Here is a 21,925-nt window from a genome sequence, read left to right as displayed (position 1 = left end):
TTACTGATTTTTAATATATGCAATCAAATCGGCCATTTGTTTCTTAGAAATAGCATTTTCGAGTCCGTTTGGCATGGGCGAAGTACCTGATTTCTCTAATTTAGCAATATCTATTCGTTGAATAGTTGTTTGTTTTCCACCCATTTCTTTGATAGTCAGTGTATTGGCATTTTCGGTAACAATGATTCCATTGATGATATTGCCATTTTTAAAACTGATTTTCCATAAATCATACTTATCGGCAATTGAATTATTTGGATTGATGATTTCAGTCAATATAGAAAAAGTATTCCGACTTCTTAATGTCGTAAGATTTGGCCCAAAATCTGTTCCTGAGTTGCCCATTTGGTGACAGATTTTACAATTTTGTTCAAACACTTTTTCTCCTTCAATCTTATTTCCTTTCTGTTCCACAACAACCATGTATTGTTGTAAAACAGCTTTTCTATCTTCATTCAAGGAAAGCACTTTTCGTGCATGACTACGGACATCGGTATCATAATAATTCATCATTTCGACGGTTCTTCCCCAACCCACTTCATTGCGATTGACTATTTTTTCATCAATCGCATTAAGTAATAAATGAATACGTTTTGGGTCAGCCAAGAATAGATTGACTGCATCATTTTTCACCTTTGGCGAAAACAGATTCCATTGCTTCAAAATAAATGCACAGGTCTGATTATCAGCCGTTTTACTTAATGTTTTAATGGCAGCTTCTTGTATGATTTCGGGTTCTTTATTGACTAAAATTCGCTGTATCATACCTTGATATGCTATTAGATTTGACAAAGCCAATAGCGAAATCATATCAGCTCGTAAATCTTCTTTTTGCTTTGGGTCTAAAGCAATTTTTGAAGCATTTTTGAGCGTTTCATTCAACAAATTCCCATTAGGTAAACCTGTGATGGCTAATAATTCTAAAGAAGATTTTCGTAATTCAGATGAATTTGATGAGAGATTTGTCAATAAATTTGACTTGAAAGAATCATCAATTGGAACCGTAATGCCTTTATATGACCATAATTGGGTAATGCCAGAAAGAATGGCGGCTTTGCCTTCTGATGGTGTGTTAATCATTTCTTCAAAAGCTTTTTTATCTTTACTGTTTGCAATGGTGGCTCCGAGATAAGCAAAAAAGTCAAGAGATTTAAGCATTTTTTCTTCTTTTGAAGCAAATTTCAGTAGCTCGACTTCACTACCTTTAGAAGCTGCAACGGCAGCGATTCCAACCCATTTATCAGCAAAATCTTGCTTTAAAATGGCTAAACGAGCTTTTTCTGCTTCAAGCGTTTTTATTTGCCCTAAAGCGTTGAGCAATTGAAAACGGACTTTTGGAGAAGGGTCATTTTGGAGAGTAAGTAAAGCATTTGAGGATTGACCTAATTTAATCGCACATTCTCTCACACCTGCTTCTTTGTCTTTTAAGGCAACTTCAATTAATTGATTATCAAGTCCTTTGAAATGATTTAAAAGCCATAAAGCATTGATTTTTGCTTCTGGATTTTGTCCTCTTTCAACTAATGTTTTTAATGCTGGAACAACACCTTTTGCATTGCGATGGAGTAGTAATCTTTGTATTGTTCGGCGATACCAAATGTTTTGATTATCAAGTAATTGTGCTAATTCAGTGTCACTTTTTTTTGATAAATTGAGCTTGCCCAACCAATCCATACTTAAACCACCTTTAGGCGTAATACGGTAAATTCTGCCTTTATCTTTGCCATTATACAAAGCTCCTGACTTATTCACTTCATCTGACATCCATTCAGGGTGTTCGATTAATTGACGGTAATAATCAATGACATATAAAGCTCCATCTGGGCCAATATAAAAATTAACAGGACGAAACCACGCATCTTTTGAAGCTAAAAATTCTTTTTTTTCGAGTAACCTTTTTGCTGTAAAAGTCGCTCTATTTTCTTCAATAATATCTGCATGAACGAGGTTATGAACTGGTTCGGCAATGAAAGATACATTTTTGAATTTATCGCCAAAAGCTCCACCCAAATACCAAGTTACACCACAAGATGAAGTAATTACGCCCACATCAGTCAGTAATTGATGGTTTGGATTTTCTGTAATAGGAAAAACTTCGCAAGCATCACCGTGGTCAGGAATATTTTGTGTTGCATTTGAGACGAGTAGATTTGGGTTATTATCAATGTATTTCTTGTCTAAAACTTCATGGAAAAGGTGATTGGCATTGCTTGTGTAAATGCGATGTCCCCAAGCGTCTTGCGTGTGTCCGTATTGCGTTTCGCCCGATAACTCCTCTAATTCGTAGGTATCTGGTTTAAATCGCACCATTCTGCCATTGGCATTGATGCCCAATTTTGGAGAATTAGGTTTATCAGGAAAAGTTATGACTCGTCCATTATCACCAAACTCTTTTGTATAGACAAATGGTGTTACAACGCCTTCATGTCCTAAATAAATCCAATTATCTGACTCAAAACGAGGCGTATTTAAGTTATGTTGAGGGTTTGATAAAGCAAAACCAGTCAATATTTTTTTACGAATGTCAGCCACACCGTCGCCATTTGAATCTTCCAAATAAAGTACATCAGGCGTATCGGTTACGATAAAACCATTTTTCCAACGTTGAATTCCGTTGGGTAGTCGTAAACTATCGGCAAAAATGGTGGCTTTATCGGGGTAGCCATCATCATCTGTATCTTTCAATAATTTTATTTTTCCAGTATTCGATAAATCTAAAGGATAACCGTGCATTTCGACGACATACATATTGCCATCTTCGTCAATTTCCATCGCTACGGGGTCGGCAACCAATGGCTCGGCAGCGACCATTTCTATTTCAAAACCATCCATTACTTGCATCGAAGCCAATGCTTTTTGGTGTTCGAGTGAAAGTGTTCGTGCTTTTTTTGTTTGACAAGCAAGCAAAGAAGTTAGAATGAAACAATAGATAATATTTTTCATAGAAAAACAGAGGGTTTGAAATACTAAAATTTAAGAAAAGCATTTGCTTTCAAGTGACCAAAATCTAAACTTGATAAATATCATAAATTGTTAGAAATCAGATAAATAACTTGCAGCTTTCTTAACCAAAATATTTATCGCAATGTCAACGTTTACTAATACTAAAAATTTATCAACGGATACTATTGGTATCTCTACAAATATTATTTGGTGGAATCGGCTTGCACTATTTGTAGTGTTCTTTTGGTTTGGCTTTTTGAAAGTTATTCATATTTCCCCAGCCGAAGGTTTAGTTACGCGTTTGCACGAAGCTACTATTTCATCAATTATTTCAATTGATAAATTTCTGGTTTTGTTAGGAATCATCGAATGTGCCATTGGTATTTTATGGCTAATTCCAAAACTAACGAAAGTGGCTTTTGGTGTCTTTATTCTTCAAATGTTTACCACTTTTTTGCCATTATTGTTTCTACCCAAAGACACATGGCAAAATATGATGGTTTTGACTTTGACTGGTCAATATATTATCAAAAATGTGGTATTAATAGCCAGTGCCTTGACAATTTATAAGGCATTTGGAAAGGAATCAGTGAGGTAAGAGTCCATAAATGACCATTCCTGACATAATAGCTACAACTAACCAACCAATAATCTGTAAAAATAATGAGTGTTTATAATTGCCCACTAATCTTGATTTTCTACTCGCTACTAACATAATTGATAAAGCGATTGGGAGAATAAAACCGTTTAAAGTCCCAACAAAAACCAATGTTTTGACTGGTTTTCCAACAAAAATAAAGATAATCGTAGAAAAAATGATAAAGCCAATAATGATTTGTCGATTGTATTTTTCGAAGTTTGGGTGAAAAGTGCGTAAGAAAGAAACCGAAGTATAAGCTGCCCCAACAACTGAAGTAATGGCTGCACACCAAATAACCACGCCAAAGATTTTATAGCCAATTTCGCCTGCTGCACTCTGAAATACAGATGCTGGTGGGTTTTCTTTGGTCAAAGTATAACCTGCAACAACTACACCCAAAGAAGCTAAAAAAAGCAAATATCGCACAACAGCAGTAACTAAAATACCCGTTGTAGCACTTCGATTGATTTGTGGAAGATTTTCTTCTCCACTGATGCCTGCATCAATGAGGCGATGCACACCAGCAAAAGTAATATAACCACCAACCGTACCTCCCACGAGTGTAACAGTTGCTAAAGCATCAAATTTTTGTGGAATGATTGTTCGTTGAATGGCGTCAAAAATTGGTGGATGTGATACAAAAACTACGTAGAGAATTAAAATTATCATTAAAAAGCCAAGAATTTTAGCGAAATTATCCATTGCCTTACCTGCTTCTTTCGATGAAAAAATACCAATTGCAATCGCAGAACTGATAATAGCACCAATTTTTACATCAATGCCAAAAAGTACCTCAAAACCTAAACCTGCACCAGCAACATTACCAATATTGAAAGCCAAACCTCCAATGACAATTAAGAAAGCCAATAAATAACCAAGCCCAGGAAGAAGTTCATTAGCTAAATCTTGGGCAGGTTTTCTACTGACCGAAACTACTCGCCAAATATTGAGTTGTGTACCGATATCCAACAAAATCGAAAGCAAAATGACAAAGCCAAAACTGGCAGTCAATTGCTGGGTAAAAACAGTAGTTTGAGTTAAAAAACCTGGGCCAATGGCAGAAGTTGCCATCAAGAATGCTGCCCCGATAATGGCGTTTTTGTTTTTCATAGGGTCTGGTTTGTCAATGAATTACAAAGAAAACAAATCGTCAGAGTTTTTTGCAAAATAAAAGAAATAATATATAAATTGGGGCAAATTGGGGAAAACAGATGTGGCACACCTCAAAGGTGTGCCACATCAACCGTGCCACATCAACTTTAACGAATATAAACCACCATGCAATTTCAAAAAAACAAGCTTTTTCACATCTATAATCGAGGAAACAATAGGCAAACTATCTTTTTTGAAAGGGGAAATTATGTTTATTTTCTTTTCAAAATACGCAATTATTTGCTTCCACATTGTGAAATCTTGACTTATTGTCTCATGCCAAACCATTTTCATTTACTCATTTATGCAGATGAACGTACGATTCAAACAGTAAAAATTGGCAATAAAGATGTAAATGTATTTAGTTATGGTTTTCAGAATCTGTTAAGTTCATATACGAAAGCCATTAATAAAAAATTTAATCGCACAGGCTCTTTATTTACTCAAAATACTAAAGCCAAAGCTCTTGTACCAGTGCCAGATGGCTCAATTTGCTTTAAATATATTCATCAAAATCCACTAAAGGCTAATTTGGTAAAAGATATGAAAGATTGGGAGTTTTCTTCTTTTCAAGATTATGTAGGTATTCGCAATGGTTCGCTATGCAATCAAACTTTGGCTAAACAGGTTTTAAGTTTTGATAAAGTTCAATATTTCAAAACTGCTTATGAGATGGTTTTGGAAGATGATGCGAAGCGGTTATTTTGAACTAAAAAAGTTGTGGCACACCTCAAAGGTGTGCCACAACTAATAGCTCAATTAGAATAAACTCTCTTAAGCATACGCTTCAATAGGCTCGCAAGCACAAACCAAATTCCTATCGCCATAAGCAGAGTCGATGCGGCTAACCGTTGCCCAGAATTTATTGGCTTTTACATAAGGAAGCGGATATGCAGCTTTTTCTCTCGAATAAGCTTTTGTCCAATTTTCTACCAAAACAACTGCTGTTGTATGTGGAGCATTTTTCAGCACATTATCAGCTTTATCAGCATTGCCAGTTTCTACTTCACGAATTTCTTCACGAATACTCAACAAAGCATCACAGAAGCGGTCAAGTTCGGCTTTAGATTCTGATTCAGTTGGCTCAATCATCAATGTTCCAGCCACTGGGAACGAAAGCGTTGGAGCGTGGAAATTATAATCCATCAAACGCTTTGCTACGTCTTCTGCCTCAACACCTGCCGATGCTTTGAATGGACGCAAATCAACAATCATTTCATGAGCACAACGTCCGCTATCGGCTGTATAAAGAATTTGGTATTCTCCTTCCAAACGAGATTTGATGTAATTGGCATTCAAAATCGCATTTTTTGTGGCATTTGTTAAGCCATCACCGCCCATCATGGCAATATAAGCGTAAGAAATCGTCAAGATACTCGCACTTCCATAAGGAGCAGCCGAGATTCCGTGAATACCCGATTTTCCGCCCATATCAACAACAGCATTCGATGGTAAAAACTCAGCTAAATGCTGTGCTACACCAATTGGCCCCATTCCTGGACCACCACCACCGTGAGGAATACAGAATGTTTTGTGTAAGTTGAGATGGCAAACATCAGCTCCAATGGTTGCAGGTGAAGTCAAACCAACTTGGGCATTCATGTTTGCTCCATCCATATAGACTTGTCCACCGTGTTCGTGAATCAAAGCACAAATTTCTTTGATAGATTCTTCAAAAACACCATGAGTTGATGGGTAAGTGACCATTAAACAAGCTAAGTTTGCCGAATATTGCTCGGCTTTTGCTTTTAAATCTGCCACATCAATGTTTCCTTTCTCATCACATTTACTTACAACCACCTGCATTCCTGCCATTACAGCCGATGCTGGGTTTGTACCGTGAGCCGACGATGGAATTAAGGCAATATTACGGTTCGAATCGCCACGACTTTCGTGATAAGCACGAATCACCATCAAACCAGCGTATTCGCCTTGAGCTCCCGAATTTGGTTGCAATGACATTTGGGCAAAACCTGTTACTTCACAAAGCCAATCATTTAAGTTTGTGAATAATTCTTGATAACCTTCCGTTTGATCTTTTGGAGCAAATGGGTGAATATTACCAAATTCTGGCCAAGTTACAGGAATCATCTCGGCTGTTGCATTGAGTTTCATGGTGCAACTTCCTAAAGAAATCATCGAATGAACCAACGATAAATCTTTGTTTTCCAAAGACTTCAAGTAACGCAACATTTCGTGTTCGGTGTGATAGCTACTAAATACTGGGTGAGTCATAAAATCAGAAGTGCGGTTTAGACCTACACCAAAACCAATTTCGATTTCAGATTTTAAGTTGATATTTGTGCTTTTTCCACCTGCTTCGGCAAAAATATTTATTAATTGCTCAACATCTTTGATAGTTTTTCTTTCATCAAAAGAAACACCTACATTACCATTGGCATAATAACGAAGATTTACCTCATATTTCTCGGCAATTGTCTTGATTTTGCTGTTATCTTCGGTATGAATCGTTACGGTATCGAAATAGTTTTTATTTAATACTTGATAATCAAGTCCTTCAACCGACTCGGCAAAAAGTTTGGTTAAGCCATTGATTTTAGCAGCAATATTTGTCAAACCTTTTGGCCCATGATAAACACCATAAGCCGAAGCCATTACTGACAATAAAACTTGGGCAGTACAAATATTTGAAGTCGCTTTTTCACGGCGGATATGTTGCTCACGAGTTTGCAAAGCCATACGCAAAGCACGATTGCCTTGTGCATCGACCGAAACCCCTATGATACGACCTGGGATTTGGCGTTTGAAGCTATCTTTTGTTGCAAAAAAAGCTGCATGAGGCCCACCATAACCCATTGGTACTCCCAAACGTTGAGCAGAACCCACTACCACATCAGCACCCATTTCGCCTGGAGGAGTGAGCAGTGTTAATGAAAGTAAATCGGCAGCTACGGCTGTAAACACATTCAATTCATGAGCCGCAGCAATCAAATCAGTATAATCATATACCTCGCCATTTGTGGCAGGATATTGCAATAAAATTCCGTATAGCTCTTCGTTGGTCAAATCGTAAGTTGCGTGATTGCCCACTACAACATTGATTCCCAAAGGTTTTGCACGACCAATCACCAAATCAATGGTTTGTGGGTGACAAAGTTCCGAAACAAAAAAAGTTTGAGCGTTTTTCTTAGCAGCAGGACGTACACTATGAAGCATCGTCATGGCTTCGGCAGCGGCAGTACCTTCATCAAGCAAAGAAGCGTTGGCAATTTCCATTCCTGTTAGCTCAATAACCATTGTTTGGAAATTCAACAACATTTCTAAACGTCCTTGGGCAATTTCAGCCTGATAAGGTGTATAAGCTGTGTACCAAGCTGGATTTTCTAATATATTTCTCAAAATCACATTTGGCACTACGGTATCATAATAGCCTGTACCAATATATGATTTATAAATTTTATTTTTTTGAGCTAATGTCTTGAAATCGTTCAAAAAATCAACTTCTGACTTTGATTTTGGCAAATTAAGTGGATTTTTCAAACGAATTCCAGCTGGAACGGTTTGGTTGATGAGTGTTTCAAGCGAATCTACACCTATTTTTTGTAACATTGATTGTAGTTCGATTTCACTTTTGCCGTGGTGACGACTTTCAAAGGATTCTTGCGTAATAAGGTTTACTTTCATCGGTGAAAAAACCCCCTGCCCCTGAAGGGGAGTTTATTTTTTGAATTGATTCATGCTTTGGGGTATGAAACTGCATGAATTGTTTGTTAAGATGAGCGTGCAAATATACAAAAATTATAAATTAGTTGTTGAAACAAATTGTTAGAAATTTAGAGAAATTTTACTGAATATTTTTTTTATACAGTATATTTAATCTACAAGGGTGATATATTTTAGATAAAATATCTATTTTTCTTAAAATAATTGCTTTAATTCATTTTTAGTGACTTTTCCCATTGCATTGCGAGGAAGTTCATCAACGATTTTATAACGTCGAGGCACTCTATAAGAAGGCATTCTTTCTCTCATCCAAGTGTTTAAAGCATTGATATCCAAAGAACTATCATTGACGATGATCGCAGCAACTACCAATTCACCCCATTCTTCATTGTCGATTCCTACTACACTACAATCAGAAATGGCCGAATGTGTACGCAATACTTCTTCAATTTCAAGTGCCGAAATTTTGTATCCACCTGATTTAATAATGTCTATCGAGCTTCTACCTAAAATTTTATAATATCCATCTTCATCAACAGCTACATCGCCTGTTTTAAACCATCCATCTTCAGTAAAAGTATTTTCTGTGGCCTCCTTTTTTTGCCAATACTCTTGAAAAACATTTGCACCTTTTATCTGAATTTCACCTGCTTCTCCTTTTGGAACAATATTATTTTCTTCATCAACTAAGCGAACATCTACACCTGGAAGAGCTTGTCCAATATGACCCGCTCTGCGTTCACCATGATATGGATTACTGATAGCCATACCGATTTCGGTCATTCCATAGCGTTCGAGTAAGCGGTGTCCACTAATTGTTTCCCATTTCTCCATAACAGAAACTGGTAATGCAGCCGAACCCGAAACCATCAAACGAAAGCGTTTCATATCCTTGCTTAATGCTCTTTGTTCTTCATTAGATAGGCTTTCAAAGTGAGCAATTAGTTTGAAATAAATGGTTGGAACTGCCATAAATACCAAGTTCTCATCTTCGGTTGTTTTACTTGAAAAAAACTTGAAAACACCTTCAGCTGAGAAATTAGGTAAAAATTCTACCTTACCACCTGCCCAAAGTGTACAAGAAATAACATTGATGATCCCATGTACATGGTGGAGCGGTAAAATACACAAAATATGGTCTTTTGGGGTGTATTCCCATGCGTTTACAAGCGTCGAAATTTGAGCTTCAAGATTGTTATGAGTTGTCACAACACCTTTAGGTAAATTTGTTGTGCCACTGGTATAAAGAATCATCGCACGGCGAGTAGAAGCAATTGGGGGCAAAGATTTGATGGAAATGGTTGGTAAGTTTCCTAAAACAATCAATCTTATGCCTTTTTCCGTTGCTAAATCTTTCAAAATAGCTTCATATTCAGGAGAAACTACAATGATTTCGGTAGCGGTATCTTCAATTACATATTGCAAAGATGCCAATGGATGCGTCGTACAAAGTGGTACAGCAATACCACCTGCTTGCCAAATTCCCCATTGAACTTTCACATAGTCAAAACCAGCAACTACCATAAAAGCCACTCGGCTTTCTGATAAATCTGCTTGATTTGCTAAAAGAATTGAAGCAAAAGCTTGAGATTCATCCAATAAGGCTTGATAAGAATAAGATTTTCCCGCAGAAACAATTGCAGTATTATTTGGATTTTGATGGGCTTGGTTAATGATTTTTAACATGGTTTTTTTCGGTTTGTACGACGGAGTTCCTACTCCGTCATTGCTGAGAAAAACGGACGGAGTAGGAACTCCGTCGTACAATTAAATTAAACTTCTTCTAAAAGGGTACTAAAAAGCACAAACTTTCCTCTAAAGAGCATATTATGTCTATCTAAAAGTTGTTCTTTATAATTCAATTCAAAACTCATATAATCCTCCATTTCTTTGAAATAAAACTGGAATGAATAAGTATTCCCTCCATTTTCAACCTCAGTCAATAGTTTAAAAGTTAAATATTTAGTTGGAAGTTTTGTTTCCATCACAGCAGGAATAAAATTGGTTTTCATCCATTTCAGCCATTGGTCGTGAATCCTATTTTCGATATTGAAGGTAATATTAAAAAGCAGCATTTGTTTTAGGTTTTTAGCTATTAGCGGTTGGCTATTAGCTTTTTTTTAAGAAAAATTGTTTGTTTTTAACTAAAAGCTAAGCTCTAATAGCTAAATGCTTCAAAGTTCGGAAAGATTTTTGGTCTTGTTCCTACCGAGTTTAATTTTTCTTTGCGTTCTTTGTAAGATATTGTAACACGATTTTTCAAATTGTGCCTAATTCAATAACGCAATTTAGATAATTGTGTTACCAAGATTATATCATTTAATATCATATTTGTTCAAACAATGTTCAAAAAATTCATTCCTCAACTCATTGCAATTGCTGGTTTTGTACTTGTTAGTTTTATTTATGCTTCGCCACTTTTACAAGGCAAGCGGTTAGCTATGCACGATACACAAATGGCTGCGGCTTCAGCTAAAGAAGTAAACGATTTTCATAGTCAAACAGGCGAATGGGCTTGGTGGACAAATTCAATGTTTGGCGGAATGCCTAGTTATATGGTGGCTGGAGATTATGAGAATAGCCTATCAACCAAAATTGGCTCGTTTTATATGAATCTTATTCCCTCGCCAGCCAATGTCTTGATATTGTTGATGCTTGGTTTTTTTGTGTTAATGAGGGTTCTGAAAGTAAATCATTGGTTAGCATTTTTTGGTTCAGTTGCTTATGCTTTCAATACATACAGTTTACTTTTTATTGAAGCTGGACATATCTCAAAAATCATTGCTGTGGCTTTTGCACCAGCAGTTTTAGCTTCTTTTATTGCAGTTTTTCGAGGAAGATATTTGCTCGGAATTGCCATGACAACTTTTTTTATGGCAATGGAGTTCTACGCAAATCACCCACAAATCACTTACTATTTATTCTTTTTACTTGGAATTTATGTGCTTTTTGAAAGTTATTTACACGTAAAAAAAGGTAATTTTTCAGGACTTTTGAAGGCCTATGCCATTGTTCTTGTGGGTTCGCTTATTGGAATTGGAACGCATGGAATGCACCTTTGGAATAATTTTGTTTACTCAAAAGAAACCACTCGTGGCAAATCAGAATTGACCTTAGGAAACCTTAATCAATCGGCAGATGGCTTGGGAAGAGATTACGCATTTTCTTATAGCCCAGGTAAGATTGAGAGTTTGACATTATTAGCTCCAAATTTTGTAGGAGGTACTTCGGCTGGAAATTTGGGTGAAAAGTCAGAAACCTATAAAATGCTCATCAATAAAGGTGTTGATGCTTCAATGGCTTTACAGTTTAGTTCAAATTTGCCGCTTTATTTTGGCCCTCAAGGTTCTACTTCGGGTCCCAATTATTCGGGAATTGTGATTTTGTTTTTATTTGTTTTAGGTATGATTATTTTGCGAGATGGCCTACGATATGTACTTTTATTGACAGCAATTTTGTACTTATTTATTGGTTGGGGAAGTAGTTTTAGTGGTTTTAATTTCTTTATGTTTGATTATTTTCCTTACTACAATAAGTTTCGAGATAGCAAAATGATAGTTACGCTTTTGCATCTATGTTTTGTGATGGGAGGGATGCTGGGCATCAAGAAAATCATGGACGATAAACTTACTTTTAATGATTTAAAGAAACCATTAATATATAGTTTGGGTAGCATTTTGTTGGTGATATTAGTAGGGTATTTCTCTCTTGATTTTCAAGCAGTTACAGATGCGGCTATGCTAAAAGATATGGCTCAGTCGAATGGACAAGACTTTGCAAATGCCTTTTCTGCTTCGATTATTGCCGACCGCCAATCGGCGGTGATGAGCGATTTACTTCGTTCAGTTTTTCTTCTAATGCTTTCAGCAGGTTTGATTTGGGCATACACAACTCAAAAAATTAAAACAAATGTTTTTGTAGCTGTTTTGGGCTTGTTGTCGATTTTGGATTTGATTTTAGTGGACAAACGTTATTTCAATAATGATGATTACCAACCCAAATCAAGAGTTGCTCAATCATTTACTCCTTCCCCTGCCAATGAGCAGATTTTGCAAGACAAAGACCCTGATTTTAGAGTAGTAGATATGGCAACTAACCAAGGCTTTTTTGCTGATGCAACAGCTTCGTATTTTCATAAATCTGTTGGTGGCTATCATGGAGCAAAGTTGAAAAGGATTCAAGAATTGTATGATAATGCCATGACAAAGGATGGAAAGTACAATATTCCGATTTTCAATATGCTGAATACTAAATACTTTATTACACCAACGCAAGATGGAGGCGTGGCTGCTCAACGCAACCCTGATGCTTTGGGAAATGCCTGGTTTGTAAATGAAGTAAAAATTGTAAAAAATGCGGATGAAGAAATTAAATCTGTAGGGAATTTTAACCCACGAATGGTTGCTTTCGTGGATCAAAGATTTGAGCCTTATCTCAAAGAAAAACCTATCAAACAAGATACTACGGCAAGTATCAAATTGACGGAGTATAAACCGAATTTCTTGTCTTACGAATCGAACTCAGCTTCTAATCAAGTGGCGATATTTTCAGAAATCTATTATCGTGGAAACGAAGATTGGAAATCGTATGTAGATGGCCAAGAAACACCGCATTTTAGAGCCAATTATGTGTTGCGTGCAATGGTTGTACCAGCAGGAAAACATAAAATAGAGTTCAAGTTTCAGCCAAAATCTGTTGTAATCGGTGCAAAAATAGATTTATTTGCTTCAATAGCGATGGTTCTGCTGGTGATTGGTGCTTTAGTGATAGAATTAAGAGGGGGGAAGAAGTAAAATAATAATGAATCAAAAAGTAATTTTAGTGGGTATTTTATGAATAATAATGAATTAACAACACCATCTTTTTGGAAAAGTTATTGGGAATCGAAAGATAACCTTGTTTTTAAGATTGAAAAAAAATACGAATTAGGTGATTTAGTTGAAAAAATTTTAGAGGGAAAAAATATTCAATCTGCTATCGAAATAGGTGGTTTTCCAGGATATTATGCCATATTGTTAAAGAAATATTATCAAATCAATACAACACTATTAGATTATTTTGTCCATTTCGGAATCATTAATAGTTTACTGGAGAAAAATGAGTTAAAACAAGATGCCATAAATATCATACAGACGGATCTTTTTAAATATATTCCCGAAAAAAAATATGATTTAGTGCTTTCTTGTGGGTTTATTGAGCATTTTGAAGATACAAAAGATGTAATTAAGCGTCATGTCCAATTTTTGGAAGATAATGGCACATTGCTCATCACACTCCCCAATTTTAGAGGCGTAAATGGTTGGATTCAAAAAACTTTTGATCCTCTAAATTATAGCAAACATAATATCCAAATGATGGATATTGATTTGCTCTATAAAATTTCTAAAGAATTGGATCTAAAAGATGTCAAATGTTATTATTATAGAAAATTTAGTGTTTGGTTAGAAAACAAAGATGAGAAATCTGTTTTTACAAATATTTTTGTCAAATCTATTTGGGTTTTAGGGAAGATTTTTACCAGAATTATTCCAATAGAAAGTCGATTTTTATCCCCTTATATAGTTTTGGAAGCTAAGAAGTAAATCTTCCCTAAAAACAACTATTTTCCAACCCAACCAGGTCCACGAACAAATCGGCCAGATTTTACGCCTGTATGTACGCCATCTTTCAGCACTTGTTGCCCATTGACCAAGACATGAATCATGCCTTCTGAAAGTTGGTGGGGCTTTTCAAAAGTGGCTTTGTCTTGAATCTTTTGAGGGTCGAAAATAACGATGTCGGCATAATTCCCAGCTTTTAAACGACCTCTTTTTTGGATTTTTAAATTATCACAAGGTAAAGATGTGAGTTTTCTCACTGCTTCTTGAAGTGTGATTACTTTTTCATCACGAACATATTTTCCGAGTAGTCGTGCAAAATTTCCATATGCACGAGGGTGATTGCTCGACTTTAAAAACACCCCTTCAGGAGCCATTGAAGCTGCATCTGAGCAAAAACTCATATATGGAAGCTGTAATTGCTTTTTAATATTTTCTTCACTCATCAAAAAATAAACAACATCCACACGAGAATCGTCAGAAATAATTAATTCCATTGCTGTATCATACCATGTTTTCTTTTTGATTGCAGCAACTTCGGCGAGCGTTTTACCAATATATTTTTTTAGTGAATCTTGCTTGAAACCTATCAAAAGCGTCTTATCAGCTCCTGCCGCCAAGCAAAGATTTTCCCAGTCGTTTTGAGGTGTACGCATTTCTTTGCCTACTTGTGTACTGATGGTACCTGACTTCAAGCGTCTTCTCCATTCTTGTAAACCACCTTCTTGTACCCAAGGTGGCATCGCAGCATCCAAGCCAGTTGCTCCCGCAATATAATTATACATATCAGTTGTTACATTGATACCAGCTTTTCTTGCACTATCAATTTTGGCAATCACTTTATCCATTTTTGGCCAGTTATTCTTACCAGCAACCTTTAAATGATAGATTTCTGCATGAATATTAGCTTCTTTTGCAATCGTAACTACCTCATTGATAGCTTCTTCTAAGCGATTTCCCTCACTTCTAATATGAGAAATATACATACCACCATATTCTGCAGCTACTTTTGATAACTCAATTAGCTCATTGGTATTTGCATAAGTTCCAGGAACATAAATTAAAGCTGAACCCACACCCATTGCCCCTTCTTGCATGGCTTTTCTGACGTGCTGCTTCATTCGTTCCAATTCTTCTGCTTTTGGTGGGCGATTGGCATAGCCTAATTCATTGGCTCTTACAGTAGCAGCACCCACAAATGAGGCAACATTGGTAGAAACTCCTCTTTTTTCTAAATAATTGAGATATTCACTCAAACTATTCCATTCTACTTTATATTTAATATCACCTTGTGCATTTTGAAAATCCTTTTTCATCGACTCGCTCAGGGGCCCCATCGAATCACCTTCGCCCATTACTTCGAGTGTTACACCTTGTGTTATTTCGCCCATAGAGCGGCCATCTTGAATCAAACTTTCAGTACTCCAACTCAGCATATTCACAAAGCCTGGAGCAACCGCCATCCCTTTGGCATCAATGATTTGTTTAGTATTTGTTTCATTCGATAAATCGCCAATGAAAGCAATTGTATCAGCTTTGATAGCGATGTCGATTTTTTGAGGTTCACCACCATTTCCATCGTAAACTATGCCATTTTTTATAATGATATCATAGTTTAAGTCTTTTTTGCAAGAAATAAGTAAGGATAAACAAAGAAAAGAGGGAATGATAAAAAATTTCATTTGTTAGCAGCTTTTGATGAAAAAAGGTTTGGCAAATATAAAAACAAAGATGCCACAAACTATTATTTTTGATAATAAGTTGTGGCATCTTGAAGCTTTAATAAATATTACTTAGGCATTGTTGGCCTTACTTCAATTTTACTTGGCAAAGTGCGAGCAGGCATTTTTATTAAATCCGAAACGATTTGTCCAATATCTTCTGGTTGAATTTTCCAAGCATCTTTTTCGCTTGGCTCGTGGTTATTGAAATGGGTAGCAACTGAGCCAGGCATAATCGTTGAAACTTTGATACCTTCATTTCTCAAGTCAAGCATGATTGCCTGTGTGAAACCAACTAAACCAAATTTGCTGGCATTATAGCCACTTGCACTGGCAAAGAAATTTGTTCCAGCCAAACTTGCGATACTGATAAAATAACCTTTTGTAGCTTTTAAGGCTTCTAAAGACGCTTTTATGCTATAAAATACACCAGTTAAATTAATGTCAATCATTTCGTGCCATTGCTCTGTCGAAAGCGTTTGGATAGGAGCGAAGTGACCTACACCTGCATTGGCAATGAAATAATCGAGTCTTCCCCAAGTGTTGATGACAGCATCAACAGCACTTTGTTGTGATGTTAAATTTCTAACATCTGAAACAATTCCAAGTGCATAACCTTCTTTAATTTTGTTTAATTCTGCCGCAGCTTCATCGGCTGCTGCTTGCGAACGGCTGGTGATGGCAACTTTTATGCCTTCTTTTATTAAAGTTTCGGCAACGCCATAGCCAATTCCTTTTGAGCCACCTGTGATAAGGGCTGTTTTTATTTCTGACATCTATTTGAATGGTTTATTTCATTGAAATAACAGGAATTATCAATAGATAGTTTGTATAAGTATCAAGAAAAGTTTTTTGATTTTATTTTAACTCACCTGCTAATACTGATACTTTTTTACTGATGCCACCACGAAGTATATTCACTATCACAACTTTGTTGATTAATTCATCATTGAGTATGCGATGCAAATCTTCTATGGAAGCAGTCGAAATATCATTGATACCAATAATGATGTCAGCTCTTCTTAATTCATCATTTTTAGCATTTGCATCGGGAATAACATCACTGATATAAACACCCGTTGATTTAGTAAGCTTATTATAGGCAATCATTCGCTCAGATAAATTGACAACTTGCCCCGCTATACCTAATTGAGCTCTTTTTACTTTTCCTTCAAGAATAAGTTTGCCCGCAACATATTTGGTGATATTGGCTGATACTGCGAAGCAAATCCCTTGGGCTTGGGCGATAACTGCTGTATTTACGCCAATGACTTCACCACGAGAATTGACCAATGGTCCACCTGAATTTCCTGGATTTAAAGAAGCGTCGGTTTGAATGACATCATCAATCATCCTTCCGGTTTCACTTCTCAAGGTACGTCCCAATGCACTGACTACTCCTGCTGTCACTGTATATTGAAATCCTAAAGGATTACCAATGGCGACGGCAATTTGTCCAACTTTTAGTTTATCAGAATCACTAAATGCAAGTGGTTTTAATGAATCACCATAGATTTTCAAGACGGCAATATCGGTGTAAGGGTCTGTGCCAATCACATAAGCTTCATAAATTTTACCGTCCATCATGCCAACTTCTACCTTCAAGGCATTACTAACCACATGATTATTAGTTATCACAAAACCATCGCTTGAGATAATGAAGCCAGAGCCACCAGCTTCTTGTCCTTGTCTTAATCTTGGGTTGGCATTTTGAACTGGCTTTTTCAGCACTTTAATCTGAACTACCGAATTACTTGTTTTATCGACTACTTTTGTAATGGTCTTTGAATAAGCATCCAAAAGGTCATCATCATTTGCAGGATTTTGAAAGGTATTTTCTTCGCTAATGGAAGAAGTTAAAAACGACAGCATTATGTCTCCTTTTTGTATAAAATTATAAATAATTTTGAGGCTTTTTTTAATCTCCCTTTAATCAATAATTTTGCCAATAAAGAATTGCTGTCAAAATGGCGTATTTCTATCCATATAGTACTATTTTTTGTCAAAATGGCTTTTTCAAAGGCTTTAATAAATATTCTAAACCATTCAATTTAATTTCATACATGGTCGAGAGCAACATCCCTAATTTTCCTTCGGGAAAACCTTTGTTTTGAAACCAAATCAGGTAGTATTCTGGTAAATCACAGATCAAAGTGCCTTTGTATTTACCAAACGGCATTTGCATTTTAACTAAATCTTGGAGTATTTGTGAATTCATTAGAGCTATTTAATAAGAAAAATCGCTTCGATTATCAATAAAAGCTACAATTTCAATGTGATTATTATTGATTCTATAAATCAAAGAATTTTGTTTATTGATGACGCATTTATGGTAGTTTACAACAATTTTTGAAGGAGGGCAAAGTTGGTCAAAATATTTAAGACGATTGATTAAATCATTCACTTTATCGTCAAAATTGATAGCAATTTCGGAAGGGTAATTATCTAACAAATATTTTAAAAGTTCAGAATATGTATCTTTCGCTAAGGCAGACCAATAAATTTCTTTCGCTTGATTCATTTTCGCTTCAACAATTTATTGACTTCTATACGAACTTCATCGTTAGAGAATTTCTGCCTGTTTTCTAACTGTTGCGTGCCAATCTCTACATTATTTTTTTGTTGTGAAGTAAGCGAATGCCACCAGTCTTCTTTGTTTTTTAATTCGGTAAAATATTCCTTTACACGAAGCAAAACATCTTCATCATTCGTATTACTTACCAATGCGTGAAGATCATTTTTAAGTTCAAGTGTATTTAATTCCATAAAAAATATTTTTAATGCTAAATTATATATCTTTTTCAGAATAACAACTTTATGTACTCAATTATTCTTGAAAGGGAATTGTTTTTTAGCAAAGCACCAAAGTTTCAAAAAGGCAATCGAGGGTTTCTTGTGCATTTTTACAATAACCAGGGTGTGTCTTGGAGGTTTGAATAATGGTACTTCGTGTAGCAGTAAGCCAACGAAAACGTGAGGCAATGGGCAATAGTCCGATTGGGCCACCATCTTTTCCACCAATACAAATTTTCTCCCAAGTTTGGAGGTATTTTTCTAATTCTTCAAAGTCCAATTCTTTATTAAAAACTCCGAGCCTGTGTTTGTCTAAAATAAATTTTGCCTGTAAAAAACCTTGTTTTTTGCAATAGAGAATGATGCCAACGTTTAGGAATTCTTCACGCTCAACTCTTGGCACAACCCTAATGACGGCATACTCATATAGTTGATTTTCTTGCATTTTCAATGTCTTTTATTACAAAATCGATCATTTTTACTCTTGTTTCAATAAATTGAGCATATACTTGACGGCGTTCTTCTGGAGAATCTGCGACTGAATAATCGCTCAACCATTCATCGGGAATCAGACTTACCACCTCATTAATGAGTTTTGGCGTAATTGTGGCACAAAACTCTTCAAAAATCGCATCTATTTCAGTGGCTTGGCTTAGAAGTACGTGGTCTTTAATTGCGGCAAATGGTCTTTTTGACTGTTCTTCCCAATTTTCCCATGAATGGTGAAAATAAAGAGATGCACCATGATCAATCAACCATAATTCTTTGTGCCAAACGAGCATATTTGTATTACGTGCTGTGCGGTCAACATTGGTCAAAATATAGTCGAGCAACACAATTTTTGAAGCAATTTTGGGCTCAATCGTTTTTACAATTGGGTCATAAGTAATTGAACCAGAAAGGTAATGGACACCCAAATTTAAACCAACACTGGCTTGCAGTAAATCTTGGATTTCTTCATCGGGTTCGGTTTTGCTAAAAGAATCATCAAGTGTAGCAAATACAATTTCGGGCATTTTCAAACCCAAAGCACGTGCCAGTTCTCCACCGATAAGCTCGGCAATTAATGCTTTTACGCCTTGACCAGCCCCACGAAATTTAAGTACATATAAAAAACCATCATCAGCCTCGACAATAGCGGGCAGCGAACCACCTTCACGCAAAGGCGTGACATAGCGGGTAATATTTACAGTTCGGAGATGTGGCATAAAACAATGTAGAATTTGACTAAATGCAAAATTACACCAATTTTTGATAGCGAAATATTATTTATCATTAGGCAAGGCACTTTATGATTCGAGTGAAATGAAATTTTGCTTCACAGGCATTACTATAAAAATTATTTCATAAATTGAATTTTAAAATCAAGCATAAATTCAAATGCAGCTATTTAGGTTCTTATTCGGAAAAAATGTTCTTATGAAAAATACCTTTTACTTACTATTTATTTTTCTTAGTTTTTCAGGTCAATTGTTCGGTCAAACGCTTGAAAATAAGGCTATTAAAGAATCAAAATGGCATGGTTTCGTGCGTCAAGATTTTACTTTTGAGGGAAGAGAAGTAAGCATAATTTTGCCAAATAAAACTCATTCAGAAAATCCGTGGATTTGGAAGGCTCAATTTCTTGATTGGCACACTGATGCTGATAGTTTGTTAATTGCACAAGGATTTTATCTGGTTTTTATTAATGTAGATAATCAATATGGTAGTCCTAAAGCAATGGCAATTTGGGATAAATTTTATGATTTTATTACGCATAAATACAATCTAAAGAAGCATGTAGCTTTAGAAGGAATCAGTAGAGGTGGTTTATATGTCTATAATTGGGCAAAAAGAAACCCAGAAAAAGTAGCTTGTATTTATACCGAAGCTCCTGTTTGTGATTTTAAAAGTTGGCCCGCAGGTTTTGGAAAAGGGATGGGTAGTAAAACAGATTGGGAAATGCTAAAAAAAGAGTATGGTTTTGCAAATGATGAAGAAGCTAAGCGTTTTTCAAATAATCCAATTGATAATTTGGAGGCATTAGCAAAAGCAAAAGTGCCAGTTTTACATGCCATTGGTTTGAATGATGAGATTGTGCCAGTGGAAGAAAATACATTTCTCTTGGTCAATAAATACATTCGATTGGGCGGTATTGCCACTGTAATACCCTGTACAAAAGGAGAACAAACATTAAATGGACATCATTTCGATATTGAAACGCCTCAAATGGTGGCAGATTTTATCAAATATCATACTATTAATAGTAGCATTCTCAATTCATCTGATTTCCAACAATTTCATAAAGGATTGCCTAATAGTAAAATCAGTTTTAATCAAAATAAGCAAAATCGTGTAGCTTTTTTAGGAGGTTCGATAACCTTTAATCATGGTTGGCGTGATAGCGTGACTGCTTATCTTAAAAATCGTTTCAAAGAAACTACTTTTGATTTTGTAACGGCAGGAATACCTTCGTTTGGCAGTGTACCTGATGCTTTTAGATTGGAAAAAGATGTACTTTCAAAAGGGAAAATTGATTTATTGTTTGTGGAGGCTGCCGTTAATGACCAAACAAATGGAACCAGTTCGGATGAACAAATAATGGCAATGGAAGGAATTGTGCGACATATTAGAACTGAAAATCCTGCAGTTGAAATTGTTTTTATGCACTTTGTTGACCCCGAAAAAATAGAGCGGTATAATAAAGGTGAAATTCCACAAGTGATACTGAATCATGAAAAAGTTGCCAATTATTACCAAATTCCAACAATAAATTTAGCGAAAGAAGTAACCGAAAGAATCAATAATAAGGAATTTACTTGGGAAAATGATTTTAAAAATCTCCATCCATCGCCTTTTGGACAAGGTATTTATGCTAAGTCAATCATTGCATTACTTGATAAAGCATTTGCTGGACACCTTGACCCAGATGATAAAATCATCAACTATTCATTACCTGAAAAACTAAATCAGTTTTCTTATACTAATGGCCATTTTTTAGATATTTCTTTGGCAAAAAAAGATAAAAATTGGTCAATTATTGAAAAATGGAATCCGAATGATGGGACAGGTACTCGCAATGATTTTGTAGATGTGCCAATGTTGGTTAGTGAAAAAATGGGCAGTACTTTAAAGCTAAAATTCAATGGAAATGTAATTGGAATTGCAGTTGCGGCAGGCCAAGATGCAGGTATTGTTGAATACCGAGTTGATGGGAAAAACTGGAAAAAGTATGATTTATTTACCCAATGGAGTAAATCCCTGCATTTACCATGGTTTTGCACGCTTGAAAACACCTTAGCAAATGGTGAACATACTTTGGAATTAAAGATTTCCAAAGAAAAAAATACCCAAAGTGTGGGACATACTTGCCGAATACGTTATTTCTACGTCAATAATAAATGATTGATTTTTGA

At 35.8% G+C, this 21,925-nt stretch carries 18 protein-coding genes; 5 read left to right on the top strand and 13 right to left on the bottom strand.

The annotated features are described in order from the left end of the window. Positions 1–2,943: a PVC-type heme-binding CxxCH protein gene (locus ACQUQZ_RS16820; RefSeq protein WP_435356186.1), complete on the bottom strand. Its 2,943-nt coding sequence runs from the start codon at positions 2,941–2,943 to the stop codon at positions 1–3. Between the two features lie 142 nt (positions 2,944–3,085). On the opposite strand from ACQUQZ_RS16820, the gene ACQUQZ_RS16815 reads away from it, so the two are divergent. Further along, a complete protein-coding gene (locus tag ACQUQZ_RS16815) occupies positions 3,086–3,541 on the top strand; it encodes a hypothetical protein (RefSeq protein ID WP_435356185.1) in 456 nt (151 codons plus the stop codon). Here the strand turns inward: ACQUQZ_RS16815 and ACQUQZ_RS16810 are convergent. Then, positions 3,530–4,693: an NRAMP family divalent metal transporter gene (locus ACQUQZ_RS16810; protein ID WP_435356184.1), complete on the bottom strand. Its 1,164-nt coding sequence runs from the start codon at positions 4,691–4,693 to the stop codon at positions 3,530–3,532. The genes ACQUQZ_RS16815 and ACQUQZ_RS16810 overlap by 12 nt on opposite strands. A 318-nt stretch (positions 4,694–5,011) precedes the next feature. Here ACQUQZ_RS16810 and ACQUQZ_RS16805 point away from each other — a divergent pair, with 318 nt between their 5' ends. Further along, positions 5,012–5,443 carry a transposase gene (locus ACQUQZ_RS16805; protein WP_435356183.1) on the top strand — a complete coding sequence of 144 codons (432 nt, stop codon included), beginning with the start codon at positions 5,012–5,014 and terminating at the stop codon, positions 5,441–5,443. Positions 5,444–5,509: 66 nt separating this feature from the next. Here the strand turns inward: ACQUQZ_RS16805 and gcvP are convergent, their stop codons facing one another. The 3 genes from gcvP to ACQUQZ_RS16790 all read right to left on the bottom strand — a co-directional run bounded on the left by gcvP (position 5,510) and on the right by ACQUQZ_RS16790 (position 10,494). After that, entirely contained in the window at positions 5,510–8,380 is a 2,871-nt protein-coding gene (gene gcvP / locus ACQUQZ_RS16800; RefSeq protein ID WP_435356182.1) for an aminomethyl-transferring glycine dehydrogenase, read from the bottom strand. Between the two features lie 234 nt (positions 8,381–8,614). Next, positions 8,615–10,105 (bottom strand): acyl-CoA synthetase, encoded by a 1,491-nt coding sequence (locus ACQUQZ_RS16795; RefSeq protein WP_435356181.1) that lies wholly within the window; start codon positions 10,103–10,105, stop codon positions 8,615–8,617. Positions 10,106–10,191: 86 nt separating this feature from the next. Then, positions 10,192–10,494 carry a DUF4286 family protein gene (locus ACQUQZ_RS16790; protein WP_435356180.1) on the bottom strand — a complete coding sequence of 101 codons (303 nt, stop codon included), beginning with the start codon at positions 10,492–10,494 and terminating at the stop codon, positions 10,192–10,194. A gap of 267 nt (positions 10,495–10,761) precedes the next feature. Here ACQUQZ_RS16790 and ACQUQZ_RS16785 point away from each other — a divergent pair, with 267 nt between their 5' ends. Next, the gene (locus ACQUQZ_RS16785) at positions 10,762–13,212 is read left to right on the top strand and encodes a YfhO family protein (protein WP_435356179.1); all 2,451 of its coding nucleotides are present in this window, start codon (positions 10,762–10,764) and stop codon (positions 13,210–13,212) included. Positions 13,213–13,251: 39 nt separating this feature from the next. Further along, the gene (locus ACQUQZ_RS16780) at positions 13,252–14,001 is read left to right on the top strand and encodes a class I SAM-dependent methyltransferase (RefSeq protein ID WP_435356178.1); all 750 of its coding nucleotides are present in this window, start codon (positions 13,252–13,254) and stop codon (positions 13,999–14,001) included. Between the two features lie 17 nt (positions 14,002–14,018). On the opposite strand, the gene ACQUQZ_RS16775 is transcribed toward ACQUQZ_RS16780, so the two are convergent. From ACQUQZ_RS16775 to ACQUQZ_RS16740, 8 genes are all read right to left on the bottom strand, one after another. After that, positions 14,019–15,698, bottom strand: coding sequence for an N-acyl-D-amino-acid deacylase family protein (locus ACQUQZ_RS16775; RefSeq protein WP_435356177.1), 1,680 nt, complete (start codon positions 15,696–15,698; stop codon positions 14,019–14,021). A gap of 107 nt (positions 15,699–15,805) precedes the next feature. After that, a complete protein-coding gene (locus tag ACQUQZ_RS16770; protein ID WP_435356176.1) occupies positions 15,806–16,513 on the bottom strand; it encodes an SDR family oxidoreductase in 708 nt (235 codons plus the stop codon). 82 nt (positions 16,514–16,595) lie between these two features. Beyond that, positions 16,596–17,609, bottom strand: coding sequence for a S1C family serine protease (locus ACQUQZ_RS16765; protein WP_435356175.1), 1,014 nt, complete (start codon positions 17,607–17,609; stop codon positions 16,596–16,598). 130 nt (positions 17,610–17,739) lie between these two features. Further along, complete coding sequence (locus ACQUQZ_RS16760; protein WP_435356174.1) at positions 17,740–17,955, bottom strand: DUF3820 family protein; 216 nt, start codon at positions 17,953–17,955, stop codon at positions 17,740–17,742. Positions 17,956–17,964: 9 nt separating this feature from the next. Then, on the bottom strand, positions 17,965–18,258 hold the full coding sequence (locus ACQUQZ_RS16755; protein ID WP_435356173.1) for a type II toxin-antitoxin system RelE/ParE family toxin: 294 nt from the start codon (positions 18,256–18,258) through the stop codon (positions 17,965–17,967). Further along, a complete protein-coding gene (locus ACQUQZ_RS16750; protein WP_435356172.1) occupies positions 18,255–18,503 on the bottom strand; it encodes a hypothetical protein in 249 nt (82 codons plus the stop codon). Before ACQUQZ_RS16750 ends, ACQUQZ_RS16755 begins: the two co-directional genes overlap by 4 nt. A gap of 85 nt (positions 18,504–18,588) precedes the next feature. Next, positions 18,589–18,975: a DUF3037 domain-containing protein gene (locus tag ACQUQZ_RS16745; RefSeq protein WP_435356171.1), complete on the bottom strand. Its 387-nt coding sequence runs from the start codon at positions 18,973–18,975 to the stop codon at positions 18,589–18,591. Next, the gene (locus tag ACQUQZ_RS16740) at positions 18,953–19,738 is read right to left on the bottom strand and encodes a HipA family kinase (RefSeq protein WP_435356170.1); all 786 of its coding nucleotides are present in this window, start codon (positions 19,736–19,738) and stop codon (positions 18,953–18,955) included. Before ACQUQZ_RS16740 ends, ACQUQZ_RS16745 begins: the two co-directional genes overlap by 23 nt. A 211-nt stretch (positions 19,739–19,949) precedes the next feature. Here ACQUQZ_RS16740 and ACQUQZ_RS16735 point away from each other — a divergent pair, with 211 nt between their 5' ends. After that, a complete protein-coding gene (locus ACQUQZ_RS16735) occupies positions 19,950–21,914 on the top strand; it encodes an SGNH/GDSL hydrolase family protein (RefSeq protein WP_435356169.1) in 1,965 nt (654 codons plus the stop codon). The last annotated feature ends 11 nt before the right edge of the window (positions 21,915–21,925 follow it).

Origin of the sequence: Emticicia sp. SJ17W-69 (assembly GCF_051209875.1) — a bacterium.
Lineage (GTDB): Bacteria > Bacteroidota > Bacteroidia > Cytophagales > Spirosomataceae > Emticicia.
Note: the sequence above shows the minus strand (reverse complement) of the source record. Positions and strands in the feature narration are given on the sequence as shown.